This window comes from Mycobacterium lepromatosis (genome assembly GCF_000975265.2).
Taxonomy (GTDB): domain Bacteria; phylum Actinomycetota; class Actinomycetes; order Mycobacteriales; family Mycobacteriaceae; genus Mycobacterium; species Mycobacterium lepromatosis.
This window is the reverse complement of the sequence record NZ_CP083405.1, coordinates 738,111-751,727: the sequence shown is the minus strand read 5'-3', so window position 1 is coordinate 751,727 and position 13,617 is coordinate 738,111. Positions and strand designations below refer to the sequence as shown.

Annotated in this window: 11 protein-coding genes and 2 pseudogenes; 5 read left to right on the top strand and 8 right to left on the bottom strand. The window is 60.8% G+C overall.

The window, feature by feature from the left end; all coding sequences use genetic code 11:
• The first annotated feature begins 35 nt into the window (after positions 1-35).
• Together MLPF_RS03475 and MLPF_RS03470 are read left to right on the top strand one after the other, a co-directional pair.
• A complete protein-coding gene (locus MLPF_RS03475; protein ID WP_045842556.1) occupies positions 36-755 on the top strand; it encodes an LppX_LprAFG lipoprotein in 720 nt (239 codons plus the stop codon).
• On the top strand, positions 755-2,347 hold the full coding sequence (locus MLPF_RS03470) for an MFS transporter (protein WP_045842555.1): 1,593 nt from the start codon (positions 755-757) through the stop codon (positions 2,345-2,347). The genes MLPF_RS03475 and MLPF_RS03470 overlap by 1 nt, the downstream gene beginning before the upstream one ends.
• Here MLPF_RS03470 and ribD read toward each other — a convergent pair.
• The 4 genes and pseudogenes from ribD to fmt all read right to left on the bottom strand — a co-directional run bounded on the left by ribD (position 2,328) and on the right by fmt (position 6,401).
• Positions 2,328-3,311, bottom strand: coding sequence for a bifunctional diaminohydroxyphosphoribosylaminopyrimidine deaminase/5-amino-6-(5-phosphoribosylamino)uracil reductase RibD (gene ribD / locus MLPF_RS03465; RefSeq protein ID WP_162196873.1), 984 nt, complete (start codon positions 3,309-3,311; stop codon positions 2,328-2,330). The genes MLPF_RS03470 and ribD overlap by 20 nt on opposite strands.
• Before the next feature lie 32 nt (positions 3,312-3,343).
• On the bottom strand, positions 3,344-4,042 hold the full coding sequence (gene rpe / locus MLPF_RS03460; protein ID WP_162196872.1) for a ribulose-phosphate 3-epimerase: 699 nt from the start codon (positions 4,040-4,042) through the stop codon (positions 3,344-3,346).
• A 23-nt stretch (positions 4,043-4,065) separates the two neighbouring features.
• A pseudogene (locus tag MLPF_RS03455) lies at positions 4,066-5,454 on the bottom strand (RsmB/NOP family class I SAM-dependent RNA methyltransferase).
• Positions 5,451-6,401, bottom strand: a complete 951-nt coding sequence (gene fmt / locus MLPF_RS03450; protein ID WP_162196871.1) for a methionyl-tRNA formyltransferase — start codon at positions 6,399-6,401, stop codon at positions 5,451-5,453. The pseudogene MLPF_RS03455 and the gene fmt overlap by 4 nt, the downstream one beginning before the upstream one ends.
• A 186-nt stretch (positions 6,402-6,587) precedes the next feature.
• Here fmt and MLPF_RS03445 point away from each other — a divergent pair, with 186 nt between their 5' ends.
• Positions 6,588-7,412, top strand: a complete 825-nt coding sequence (locus MLPF_RS03445) for a class I SAM-dependent methyltransferase (RefSeq protein ID WP_045842552.1) — start codon at positions 6,588-6,590, stop codon at positions 7,410-7,412.
• A 134-nt stretch (positions 7,413-7,546) separates the two neighbouring features.
• Here MLPF_RS03445 and MLPF_RS03440 read toward each other — a convergent pair whose 3' ends face one another.
• The 3 genes and pseudogenes from MLPF_RS03440 to MLPF_RS16990 all read right to left on the bottom strand — a co-directional run.
• Positions 7,547-8,032 carry a MarR family winged helix-turn-helix transcriptional regulator gene (locus MLPF_RS03440; RefSeq protein ID WP_045842551.1) on the bottom strand — a complete coding sequence of 162 codons (486 nt, stop codon included), beginning with the start codon at positions 8,030-8,032 and terminating at the stop codon, positions 7,547-7,549.
• 1,101 nt (positions 8,033-9,133) lie between these two features.
• Positions 9,134-11,128, bottom strand: coding sequence for a primosomal protein N' (locus MLPF_RS03430; RefSeq protein WP_175266345.1), 1,995 nt, complete (start codon positions 11,126-11,128; stop codon positions 9,134-9,136).
• Positions 11,129-11,341: 213 nt separating this feature from the next.
• A pseudogene (locus tag MLPF_RS16990) lies at positions 11,342-11,736 on the bottom strand (lysoplasmalogenase family protein); the annotation flags it as partial.
• Positions 11,737-12,307: 571 nt separating this feature from the next.
• On the opposite strand from MLPF_RS16990, the gene MLPF_RS03420 reads away from it, so the two are divergent.
• Positions 12,308-12,418, top strand: coding sequence for an alpha/beta hydrolase fold domain-containing protein (locus MLPF_RS03420; RefSeq protein ID WP_236684861.1), 111 nt, complete (start codon positions 12,308-12,310; stop codon positions 12,416-12,418).
• A gap of 220 nt (positions 12,419-12,638) precedes the next feature.
• The gene (locus MLPF_RS03415) at positions 12,639-12,971 is read left to right on the top strand and encodes an alpha/beta hydrolase fold domain-containing protein (RefSeq protein WP_236684860.1); all 333 of its coding nucleotides are present in this window, start codon (positions 12,639-12,641) and stop codon (positions 12,969-12,971) included.
• Positions 12,972-13,463: 492 nt separating this feature from the next.
• Here the strand turns inward: MLPF_RS03415 and MLPF_RS03410 are convergent, their stop codons facing one another.
• Positions 13,464-13,616 carry a hypothetical protein gene (locus MLPF_RS03410; protein ID WP_237817245.1) on the bottom strand — a complete coding sequence of 51 codons (153 nt, stop codon included), beginning with the start codon at positions 13,614-13,616 and terminating at the stop codon, positions 13,464-13,466.
• Between the last annotated feature and the right edge of the window lies 1 nt (position 13,617).

Genomic DNA, 13,617 nt, shown 5'->3' with positions numbered 1-13,617 from the left:
CGAGCCGGTCACTGTCAACCTCTACGATGCAGGGTATGCAAGCCCCTAGATATCTTCGCCGTCTCTTCGCCGTCCTCGCCGCCACCCTGAGTACCGTCACCGCCGTGATCGCCGGCTGCTCATCAGGCTCCAAGCTAAGCGGCGGACCACTGCCCGACGCAACGACTTGGATCAAACAAGCCACCGACGTCACCAAGAACGTCACGAGCGTACACCTGGTATTGCTGGTGAATGGCAAAATCACCGGACTGCCAGTAAAGACGCTCACGGGTGACTTGACCACGCACCCGAATACTGTCGCGTCGGGAAACGCCACAATCACACTTGACGGGTCCGATCTAAACGCCAACTTCGTAGTTGTCGACGGGGAGTTATATGCTACTCTGACCCCGAGCAAATGGAGCGATTTCGGTAAGGCCTCCGACATTTACGATGTCGCTTCCATCCTTAATCCGAACACCGGTCTAGCCAACGTGCTTGCGAATTTTACCGGAGCCAAGACCGAGGGCCGCGACAGAATAAACGATCAAAGCGCTGTCCGCATAAGCGGCAATGTCTCCGCAGATGCTGTGAACAAAATAGCGCCGCCCTTCAAGGCGACGCAGCCCATGCCAGCCACCGTCTGGATTCAAGAAACAGGTGATCACCAGCTAGCGCAGATCAGGCTAGATAATAAGAGTTCGGGCAATTCCGTCCAAATTACATTGTCGAATTGGGGTGAACCGGTGCAGGTCACCAAGCCCCAGGTGAGCTGATGAGCACGCGGGCAGGACGCCGAGTCGCAATCAGCGCCGGCAGCCTCGCAGTACTGCTGGGGGCCCTGGACACCTATGTCGTGGTCACCATCATGCGCGACATCATGCACGACGTTGGCATCCCGGTAAACCGGATGCAGCGAATCACCTGGATCGTCACGATGTATCTTCTGGGCTACATCGCCGCAATGCCGCTGCTGAGCCGAGCTTCCGACCGATTTGGCCGCAAGCTGCTGCTGCAGATAAGCTTGGCCGGCTTCGCCGTCGGGTCAGTGGTGACCGCGCTGGCCGGACAATTTGGCGACTTCCACATGCTGATTGCGGGCCGCACAATCCAGGGGGTCGCCAGCGGCGCGCTGCTACCGATCACCCTTGCGCTGGGCGCCGACTTGTGGACACAACGCAACCGAGCTAACGTGCTAGGTGGCATTGGCGCCGCGCAAGAGCTCGGCAGTGTGCTGGGTCCGTTGTACGGCATCTTCATCGTTTGGCTATTCAACGATTGGCGATACGTTTTCTGGATCAACGTCCCGCTGACCGCGATCGCCATGCTGATGATCCAAGTCAGCCTGTCAACGCACGACCGCGGTGACGAGCCGGAGAAGATTGACGTGGTCGGCGGTGTGCTGTTGGCCATCACACTGGGCCTGGTGGTCATCGGGCTATACAACCCCCAACCCGACGGCAAACAGGTACTGCCGAGCTATGGGGTGCCCGTACTGGTCGGGGGGATTGTCGCCGCGATGGCATTCGCGGTTTGGGAGCGCTGCGCACACACCCGGCTGATCGACCCTGCCGGTGTGCACATCCGGCCGTTCCTGTCCGCACTGGGCGCATCGGTCGCCGCGGGCGCTGCACTAATGGTGACGCTGGTCAATGTAGAGCTGTTCGGCCAGGGTGTGTTGGGAATGGACCAAACCCAAGCGGCCGGGCTGCTGGTGTGGTTTCTGATCGCGCTACCGATCGGGGCACTGCTAGGCGGGTGGGGCGCTACCAAGGTCGGTGACCGCACAATGGCCTTCGTCGGGCTGCTCATCACTGCGGGCGGCTATTGGCTGATCTCACATTGGCCGGTCGACTTGTTGCACTACCGGCGCAGCATCGTAGGCCTGTTCAGTGTGCCCACGATGCACGCCGACCTATTGGTGGCCGGCCTGGGACTTGGCCTGGTGATCGGTCCACTATCTTCGGCCACCCTGCGAGTTGTCCCGACAGCGCAGCACGGCATCGCCTCAGCGGCAGTGGTGGTCGCCAGGATGATCGGTATGTTGATCGGGGTAGCCGCACTGACCGCCTGGGGGTTGTACCGGTTCAACCAGATCCTTGCAGGGTTGTCGACGACAGTCCCGCCCAACGCCAACCTGATTGAACGCGCAGCTGCGGTAGCTGGCCAGGCCCAACGTGCATACACGATGATGTACGGCGACATATTCACGATAACGGCCATCGTGTGTGTCATCGGAGCGCTACTGGGTCTGCTAATCAGCGGCCGCAAAGAACACGCTATCGAGCCAAAAGTCCCCGAGCAGCGGACCACAAAAGACCCAGAGCCAACACCGCAAAGGTTACGCGCTAACGCGTCACCAGACTGAGCACCAGATCCGAGCCAGCCCGGTCGATGCCGTCGAACTGCCAACGCAGCGCCCGCGCAATGTTGGACACCCCCACGTCGTCGACTGCAGTGACGGGACCGCCCAGCAGGATCGGCGCGACGTAGGCCAGGATCCGATTGATCATCCCGGCCCGCAGAAAAGCGCCGGCGAGGGTGGGCCCCCCCTCCAGCAACACATCTGTCCGATCTGCGAGCGCTTTGAGGACCTCCATGGGATCGTGGGTACGAATCACCATGGTAGGTGAATCGTCGTTGAAAACGTTCGCTTCTAGCGGTATGTCCCGCATGCCTACCACCACCCGCAGCGGTTGCCGGTCAGCCAGCGCACCATTAGCCAGCCGGGCCGTCAGGGTCGGATTATCGGCCAGGATGGTGCCGGTGCCAACCACAATCGCGTCAGCTGTGGCGCGGCGACGATGTAGGTCTGCGCGCGAAGCTTCACTAGAGAGCCACCGACTGGAACCATCGGCGGCAGCGCTACGACCATCGATGCTGGTGGCATACTTCCACGTCACGTGTGGCAACCCAGTCCGCTGCTTGTGCAGCCACTCCCGCAACGGTCCGGCAGTCACCAGATCGGCCAGCACCCCAGACTGCACATGCACGCCGGCGGCCGTCAACCGAGCCGCACCGGCACCAGCGATTGCGTTCGGATCGGCGATGCCATAAACAACCGTACCCACTCTGGCCTCCAACAACGCGTTCACGCATGGCGGAGTCTTGCCGTAGTGGTTGCACGGCTCAAGGGTGACCACCGCAATGGCGCCGGCCGCCGTAACGCCGGCGCTGCGCAGCGCCACCACCTCAGCATGGTCACCGCCGGCCGGCTCGGTGGCGCCCACGCCAACAACCCGTCCGTCGGGGTCCACAATAACCGCCCCCACCGGTGGATTTGGATAGGTGGCACCCTTAACCAGGTAAGACTGTTCGACAGCCAGCCGCATGGCGGCATCGAAGCTGTCAGCCGTTCGAACGTTCACTGGCGTAGATGCGGTGACACGGCACCAGCCTGTCGCCGTAAAGCAGCTACTGCGGCGCTGGGGTCGGCCGCGCCATAGACGGCCGATCCGGCGACGAAACAGTCCACGCCGGCTTCGGCAGCTTGCTCAATGGTGTCCACATTGATGCCGCCATCGATCTCGACCAAGATCGTCAACTCGCCCGCATCAACCATCTTGCGTACTGTACGCACCTTACTCAGCACTTCGGGGATGAATTCCCGGCCTCCGAAGCCAGGCTCCACCGACATGATGAGCAAGGTGTCGAAGTGCGGCAAAACGTCCAGATAGGGATTCAGTGGTGTCCCAGGCTTCACTCCGATCCCCGCTTTGGCGCCAGCGGCCCGGATGTCGTGAGCTACTCCTACCGGATTGTCGGTAGCCTCGGCGTGGAAGGTGACGTTATAGGCACCAGCTTCAGCGTATGGCGGTGCCCACCGATCTGGGTTGTCGATCATTAGATGACAATCCATCGGGATGTCGCTGGCAGCTAGCAGACTCTGCACCACCGGCAGTCCGATCGTCAGGTTTGGCACGAAATGGCCGTCCATCACATCGACGTGCAACCAGTCAGCACCGGACACAACGGCGGCTTCGTCGGTGAGCCGGGCGAAATCAGCGGCCAGGATCGACGGCGCGATCAGGGGTCCCATGTTGTTGCCGGGCATGAGCGGCAGACTACTAAGCCCCACGGCGCGGCTCACAGCAGGCGGCGCAATGCAGCTGCGAACATGGCGTCAGTGCCGTGCCAGTGCGGCCAAAAGCTGCACATAAGGACCAACTCCCAGACCCTCGGTGATCGGCTCAAATAACAACCCGGTGTCCAACGCGCACACCGGATGATGACGCAACGCGTCGGCTATCACTCCTACCGTCTCGACCAGGTGCGGTGAACACGTCGAATAAAGCAGCACACCACCCAGTCGAGTCAGCGCCGATCGCGGCGTTCAAAAGCTAACGCTGCAGCTTTGCTAACGCTGGCACGTCACTGGGCTGACGGCGCCAGCGGGCCTCGGGCCGACGGCGCAATGCGCCTAACCCGGTGCAGGGCACATCGATGAGCACCCGGTCAAAGCTCGGGTCGAGGCTGGACTGACGCCCGTCGACACACAGCACGTCTACCGGCAACCCGCGGGTGTTGTCCACCACCAAATCAGCGCGGCGCGGCGCCGGCTCGACCAGCGCGGTCTTGCCGCCCGGCCCGGCGCACAAATCCAGCCATCGGCCAGTGTCACCGTCGACCGGTGCCACGGTGAGTGCGCGAGCCACCAACTAGACTTCCCTCATCCTGGACCAGGCTGCACCGTCGCGCACCGACACCAGCCGTCCGGGGTCGCCACCAGATAGGTACACCGCATACGGCGAGTACCGCCCGACGGTGCCGTGCACCATGACGGCCAGTTCTGCGGCGCTCAGCATTCCCAGGCGAACTGCCAAGTGCACCTGGGGCCGTTCGCCGTCGCTGGCCAGCACCGCGTCAAGCTCTGTAGCCGCTGAGCCCAGCGCATCCGCGAAGGCCTGGGCAATCCAGCGGGAGATGAGCATGGACGAAAGCCGTGTACCCGATCGGATCGCCTGACGGGACGGGGGCCAACTCGTCCGCCCAGAATCGCTCGTCTCGCTTGGCGATAGTACGCAACACACCATTGACGAAACCCGCTCGCGCCGAGTCAAATTCGATTTATTCCTGTTCTACTGTGGTGAACACTGCGGCATGCGCCTCAACGCGGGTGCGCAGCAACTGGTAGGCGCCCAGTCTGGGTAGGTCAAGTACACCGGATTGATCGCTTGCAGCGAACGTCCCGCCGCATCGATGACCGCGTCAAGCAAAACCTCGGGTTCGGCACGCACCGTAAGCCAACTCGGTGGCAAACGCCGCGTCGCGGCCGCTAACACCAAGTTGTCGCAGCAGGGCGGGCAGCGCAAGGTTCGCATACGCATCGCGCTCACTGACCACTCGAAGTATCTCGAACGCAACGTCACGCGCCGGATCCAGAGGCCAGCGGCGCGGTCCGCTTCCTCGGTATTGCGGCCGGATTAGTTTGCGATCTGGCTGGGTGCAGTGTGACTTGTCCTGGACCGAAGTCATGACGCCCGCGCTGCGGGATCTAGTCGGGCGCCACGGGCCCAGTCGACAGCGTTCATGAATTTCTTTCCCTGCGGTTGAACTTTGCTCAGCCTCACTGGATCTGAGCCAGTGCCGATCCAAACGCTTTTGCGGTCTACGTGAATAACACCCGGCAGCAAGGGCTTTGACAACTTCGGCAGCTCAGCTGCGTCAGCATCAAAACGCACCGGTCCAAGTTTGACCCGTAACTTACCGACAAGTGTCCATGCACCCGGATTGGGCGTGACCGCTCGAATACAACGTTCAACAACCGGCGCCGGAAGGTCCCAACGTACCCGGGCTTGCTCAACAGTGATTTTCGACGCTATACTGACCCCATCCACCGGTTGTTGTCGCGGTGCCAACGTCGCGTCGGCGATGCCGTCTAGTGTACTTGACAGCAGCGTTGCCCCGGAAACCGCTAGTCGCTCAAGCAGATCGCCGGCAGTGTCAGTCGGCTGGATCATCTCGGTAACGACTCCGTAAACCGGTCCAGAATCCAAGCTCGGCTCGATCTTGAACGTTGTCGCTCCGGTAATAGTGTCCCCGGCAGCGATCGCTGCTTGCACCGGCGCCGCGCCGCGCCAAGCCGGCAGCAGCGAGAAATGCAAGTTAACCCAGCCGCGCGGGGGCACTGCGAGCAGCGGATTGCCCAATAGTGCGCCGTAGGCCACCACTACACAACACTCGGGTGCCCATTCCGATAGTTCACTGACGAACATGGGCGAGTTCGGCCACGCGGGCCGCAGCAATGGAATGCCACGGTCGAGCGCTTCGCGGGCCACCGGCGACGGTTCCGGCTTGCCCCGCCGACCAGATGCGGCGTCGGGCCGAGTCAACACCGCAACCACGTCATGACGGGGCGAGTCGATAAGACGACACAGCGCGGGTAGCGCGGATTCGGGGGTACCGGCAAAGACGAGACGCACCAACACAGTCTAAAAACGGTCCCCGTCCTTTCCTATCCCGCAGCCTGTACGCATGTGGCGTAAACCACGTAGACGACATACGCACACGCAACAGGTTATTATGAACATTTTCTATATGTTATGGACATTCACTATTGCTAGTGCTTACTATTTCTAGCGAGCACGATTGCACTTGGGAGGAGACCGATGAACCTCGACACGCCCATCCACGAGGATCAGTCGCTTGCGGCTATTCATCGGGCGATGTGGGCGCTGGGTGACTACGCTTTGATGGCCGAAGAGGTGATGGCTCCACTCGGGCCAATCCTGGTCACCGCCACAGGCATTCGACCGGGCATGCAGGTACTCGACGTCGCCGCCGGCTCCGGCAACATCTCACTTCCCGCCGCCAAGACGGGTGCCACCATCGTCTCCACCGACCTGACGCCGGAGCTGTTACAGCGTTCCCAAGCCAGAGCCACCGAACTCGGATTGACACTCGAATACCGAGAAGCCAATGCAGAAGCCCTGCCGTTTGGTGACGGGGAGTTCGACGTCGTGATGTCAGCCATCGGTGTGATGTTCGCGCCAGACCATCGACGCGCTGCTAGCGAGCTAATTCGACTTTGTCGGCCCGGCGGGACAATCGGTGTGATCAGTTGGACACAAGAGGGATTCTTCGGCCGAATGTTGGCTACCATCAGGCCATATCGGCCAAGCCTTTCGGCAGCCTTACCCCCGGCGGCACTATGGGGACGCGAGACCTACATCCGCGGCCTGCTAGGTGATGGCGTCACCAACGTAAAAACAGAGCGCAGACAGCTCGAGGTAAAGCGGTTCGACTCCGCCGAGGGCGTCCACAACTACTTCAAGAACCATTACGGCCCGACCATCGAGGCCTACGCAAACATCGGCGACAACTCGGTGCTTACCGCCGAACTTGACGCACAACTCATCGAGCTAGCACAAAAATACTTGACAAACAGCACTATGAGTTGGGAATACCTACTGCTCACCGCGCAAAGACACTGAGATGAGACCGGCCGCCCCGAGCTCGGCCCCCCTCCCCCAATGCCGAGCTCGGGGCGCTGCCACAAAAAATTAAAGAATTGGCCATAGGCCGTTAACAGCAGAGCGTCGCCCCACCTACCGCTTACATTATGTCATTATATCGAAATTATATCGAGTCGTACGTCTGGCTCACCGCCAGCGGCGCTGAATGCCGCCAGGGCTCGTACCAGTCCGCGACGTTCGGAGAGCGGCATTTTTTCTACGATTCGAGCGATCTCAGCACGCCGCTGCGCGGTGACCCGCCTAACGACCTCCCGTCCACGCTTGGTCAACGCTGCGAGCAGTTCCCGCCGAGAGGTAGGATGCGGCAAGCGATCGATTAACCCGGCAACGACCAATCGATCGACCATACGGCCGGTAGCCGACGGTTGCACACCCAACAAACCAGCCAAGGTGGCCAAGTTGACCGGACCTCGATTGGACAAGATCACCAATGTTCGAAACTGAGGAAAGGTAATGGTCTCGTCGACTTGGCCGATTGAGTGAGCCGAGATAGCAACCAACAACCGGGACGCTGTAAGCAAAGCATCGGTAATGCCATCCAACGACTCATCAGCTACAGTCGTATCTTCCATTACCATCGTGCCCCCATGTCCAAACCCTTCTCAGGCCGCCAACATCGTTGTCGCACTAGACGGGCTAAACACATGAAAAGTGTAACAGCCCTACAGCGTAGCAACTATAAAATACTACTATTGCACTCACACACTATTGCCGCGGAACATGATCTAGATTGCTAGTCGAAAATTCCTGCCCTCGACGGCGAAATCGGATCGGAGTCGCAGGTCCCTAATCGTGTCATGTTTCCTTCCCCAAGAGATCCGATGGCTTTCGCCGCAACCAGTAAACTCGAGCAGCATGCTCCGTGTCCCAGCGACCACACATCAGGCATTGTGGACCTGGGCTACTACGCGTCCATCACCGACGAGGTTCTGGCGACACTTAGGCCCAACATCCAACCTTGTGTTCTGCTATCGGCATGCGTTCCGGCGATCACGTGCTTAACGTAACCGCACGGTTCGTGCAATGCCTCACTCCCCGCTGCTATGGTCGGTGCCCTGTCGTTACCAGCGATCTGACACCCGGGTTGCTGCCGCCTCCATCAAGGCAGCAGCGGGTCTTGAGCTCGACTGACGGGAAGCCAACGTCCAAGCTTTGCCGTTCGGAGCCGGCGAATTTGACGCGGCACTCTCGACGACCGGAGTGATGTTCGCCCCGCGTCATCAACGTGCTGCTGATGAAACTAGCCCGGATGTATCGTCGCGGCACGATCCAGATTGACCCAGATTGACGGATTGACACCCGAAGAGTTCTACTGTCGATTTTTTCCACCAGATTGACACTGTACCGACCGGATGTCACGCCGGAAGCGCCCCCCGGAGGGGTGGTGAGGACACGAGGATTATGCGAGCGACTTCAACTTGCTGTGCTACCACGTCAATGATACACGCACACAAAGCGAATGCTTGACAGTGGACCGGTTCTGCTCCCCCAAAGCATGCCGCGACTACTTCAAGACCTTATACAGCCCGGTTGATCAATTGCCTAACTCAACATCGCCGACGGCCTCGAACGCACAGCGGCACCCGACGCCAAGCTTGCCGAGCTCAGCCGACAATATATGAAGTAGGGAATAATAGTAAAGCGAGAATACTTGATTTCGTCGTCCACAAGCTGTGAGGCTATCCGATGTGCAGCGGGTCAATCTGCACCCGGACCAACTGATGAGTTTGCCGGACGCTGAGCACGCCGATGCCACGCCGCAGACTCGCTGCCAGTTGCCAACCCTGCTCGCGAGGCACACGGACCAACAGCCTGCTGATTGGTGCGCCGACGGGGGTGCCTGCTGGGCGGCGCACGCCCGGCGGCAGGTCCACTGGGCCGAGCAAATCAGCTTCATCGGGCAACCGGACCTCCTGCAGCAACTCTTTAACTGCGCCGGCGGTACCATCAACCGCCGCTATGTGCACACTAGGCGGCAAGCCGACTTCGGTTCGAGCCGCCAGTTCAGCCTCTGCGTGACCGGCCGGATCCCAACGGATCAACGACTGCACTGTCGGAATGGATGCTTCGGCTACTACCATCACCACCCCCCCATCACCCCACGCACGCACTAACGCGGCCGCGGTCATCCAACGCCACAGAGCTTCCTCAGCCGCTCGCAGATCTTGCCGGCCTAGCAATGCCCAGGTATCCAGCAGCAGCGCTGCCCCGTACCCACCTGGCACGCACGGTTCAGCCCCGGGGGTGGCAACCACCAGGGCCGGTCGGGCACCGACTTCCGAGACGATGATGTCGCCCACCGAGGTGATGACCGGCGTACCGGCGAACGCACGGCCGAGCTCTTCGGCCGTGCGGCGAGCCCCAACCACCACCGCGCGCACCGCCTCTGACCCGCAGCGCGCACAACGCAACGTCAAATCGACCCGGCCGCACCAGCAACAGAAGGTACCGGGGGTGGCGCGGTCTAGCAGCGAAAGCGGACCCGTGCAGTGTCGACAACGGGCGACTGTGCGACACCGCCCACAGGCCAGCGATGGTACATACCCACGCCGTGGCACCTGCACTAGCACCGGTGCTCCAGCCGCAAGCGCCGAACGGGCCGCGCGCAGTGCAATCGATGGAAGTCGCGCAGTGCGGGCTGCCGGGTCACGTTCTTCGGCGTATCCGCTGTCGTCGAGGGCCACTACCCGCGGAGCATGAGCACGAACCACAGGGCGTGCCGCAACCACATCGTGAGCCCATCCGCTGCGCACCAACGCGTGGGCTTCTGCCGTCCGAGTGTAGCCGCCGATCAATGCTGCGCAGCAAGCCTGATACGCGCGCAACATCGCCACCTCACGGGCATGCGGATAGGGTGCCCGCGGCTCAGCCAACATGTCGTCAGCGTCAGACCAGACCATGACCAGACCCAGGTCGTTGACCGGTGCGAACACCGCGCTACGGGTGCCGATCACTAGCCGCGCGCTGCCGCGCAACACCTTCAGCCAACGCTGATACCGCACTGCCGGACCCAGACCCGCCGAGAGGGCCACGACACTGCGTTCGTCGACACGAGTCGTCACGGCCTGCCACAAAGCATCCAAATCCCGCTGATCAGGCACGATCGCCAACACCGCACGTCCGGCTCGGATGGCTTGCGCGGCAGCCTCGGCAAATCGGTCCGCCCATTGCTCGCCGGGTAGCGCTTGCCAGACAGCGCGTGCGGCACGCGACTCGGCCAGCGCGGTCAGGAACTGCCCGCCACGACCGTACACCTCCCAGCCCGACGGGTCGACCGGCGCTGGAATCAACGGGGGCGGTGACGCGGGGACCGCAAGAGTTTCCCGCTCCACTCTGGCATGCCGAGCCGGGACCGCCAGCCGCAACACATCCGGTCTAGTCCCGGCATAGCGAGCCACCACCGCGTCGACCAGCCGGCGTACTTCTGCGGTGAGTACCGGCTCAGCGGATACTACGCGATCCAGCCAGCCCAGTTTGCCGAGGTGCTCTGTGTCGTTACGGCGCTCCAGCACAAACCCGTCTACCAGCCGACCATGGAACCGCACCCGTACCCGCACCCCCGGCTGAGCATCGTCAGACTGCTCGGCGGATACCAGGTAGTCGAACTCGCGATCCAGATGCGGCATCGACAGCATCGGCAACACTCGCGCGATGGGCTCAACCCCAACGGGCATGCGGGCACCACTGTCCCGGGTCACGTCGAGCCAACTGACCAGCCGCAACGGTCGTCTCGATATCCAACTCTTCGTCGAAATATATTTTGATGCAACGACTTTCCTATATTTCGCAACCTACGATACTGCAGCCGACATTCTGCCGGACAGCCTTGACACGGTAGCCGCGACCACTGACCTCTAGCTTTTAGCGAACTCGGGAGCGTTATTCAACTACTCTCGACCAAAGAAAAACCCGGCCGTGATCAGGATCCCTTCCAGGGCATACGACCACCAAATAAGCATCGCCAACACCTCGTTGCCCAGGATGAACCGGACGATGGCAATCGTCGTGCCCGACACCACGAAACAACACTGGCCCCCACCGCAGTCTAGATCGTCGGCAGCCGCGTCAGTAGATCGGCGCAGATCATTGCGCACAGCACGACAATGTAGATTGTCACCGGAGCCGTCAGTTTGTCAGCGCCCAGGTACGGTTAGAACCAGGTCAGCAGGGCCACCGAGGGAGACACTACCAAGATCACAGAGGGCACACGCGTCCGGGACGGCGCCAGCAGCACTAATGCGGCCAGGACACAGAAGCGCGCCAACAGGAATGTCGCCAAGCCTCAAACGCATGACTCTGTCCATCACGGGATCGCCAACAAGCAGCCGCCGGTTACAATCAGTTGCACGACAACGGGATACGGTACGGCGAGTTGGTGACAGCCGCTGAAGACCTGTCGAGGTGCACAATGCGCCGAGATGATGGTGCACGACTAACGCGGGTGTGCTGCCCGGGGGCACCACCACACTGGTACCGTGGACTAGCCACGCTGCGGCCAGCTTTGCACTCCTTAGATTTTAGATTTAGATCCCTTGGTGCGTATGGTAGGCCAATGACGGAGCCCACGGCCCCTCCCGGCCAGATATCGATCCGACGCTCAAGGCGCTGCTCGACGTATTCACACCGACCTTAAGTATCGCCGACGGCATCAACTTCGCACGCGCGAAACTCAAGCAGTTCAAGGCACCTCTGAAGATGCTTCCCGAACTGCGGATCGCAGATAGGACCGTCGGATATGACAAACTCACCGGACAGCCCGGTTCGAATCTATTGGCCGTCCACTAGGACCACTTAACAGCTGACCCATCGTTTCGTCGTTTACTACCACGGCGGCAGCTGGTCTATCGGGAGTCGTGGACACCCACGACGCAATCACTCACGCGCACGCCGTCAGCATGGACGCCGTCGTGGTGTCTGTCAGCTACCCACTGGCACCGGAGCATCCGTTAGCGGGGAGCAATTGAGGACAAGCCAGGTAGCTGAAGCACGGCGCCGATCTAGGCGGTGCCCCACGTCGGATCACCGTCGCTAGTGATTTCCGCGGGCCACCAACACCTCAGCGGTCATGACACAGCTGGCCGGCGATTATCGTGTATAGTGGCGGACCGAAAGTAGTTTTCCAATTGTTGTGGTGCCCGTCAACCACAGCTGACCTGTCGCTGCCGTCTTTCACCTAGAATGCCGGTGGACCGATTCTGGACCGCAACGTCATTGAATGTATTTCTGACCTGGTACGTTCCTCCCCTCGACATCCGCGACTACACGACACTTCCTGCCACCCTCGCCCCAGCCAATGCCGCTGATCTATCAAGTCTACCTCCTACCTTCATCGACGTCACCAAACATGACCCCAGTGCGATACGACGGAACTCGGTACGCCGACCCCTCAACTCAGCCGGAGTGCCAACAAAAACAAAGTGGCGCTACGAGCCGACAATGGTGCACGGCTACATCAGTTTCGCCCTGGGTGTGCCCGCCAGCCGAGACGATGAGCCGGGTACCGGCGGCGCTGCGTAAGGCTCTGCACTCCTCGTCCCAGTAGGCTGGCGCCTCTGGGTAGCCCATGATGTGCTGGTAAGGAGCTTCTCGGTGGTGAAGAAGTTTCGCGCCTTGACCCGTCGCTACGAGAATTCATCGGCAAACAGGCCATGTTTTTCGTCGCAACTGCACCGTCCCAAAGAGACCGAGTGAACCTCTCACCCAAAGGATACTATGACACATTCGCGGTGCTAGACGACCACACCGTCGCCTATTTTCGATCTGTTCGATAGCGCTGCTGAAATCATCACCTACTTGAGTGACAATGGCCGGATCACCATTATGTTCTGCTCGTTCACCCGCAACTCGCAGATCTTGTGACTATTAGGCATCGGCCGGGTCGTGCGGCGAGACAACGTTGAATTCGACAATTCGCAATCGTATTTCGGTTCCCCGCAGCCAGGTTTGCGAGGAACCATTCGTCATTGATGTCGAGCAGATAGCCGATGCATGCGGATACGCAGTGCCCTACTACGAGACTACGAACTTGTCGATGAGCGGCCAACGCTCGTCGCGGCGCACAGCAAAGCCACCCATGAGAAGTTCGCTCACCTCGCAGAAGTCAACCGACGCAGCATCGACGGCTTGCCCGCGCTTGACCACGACCACCCCCATGCCGCCCACC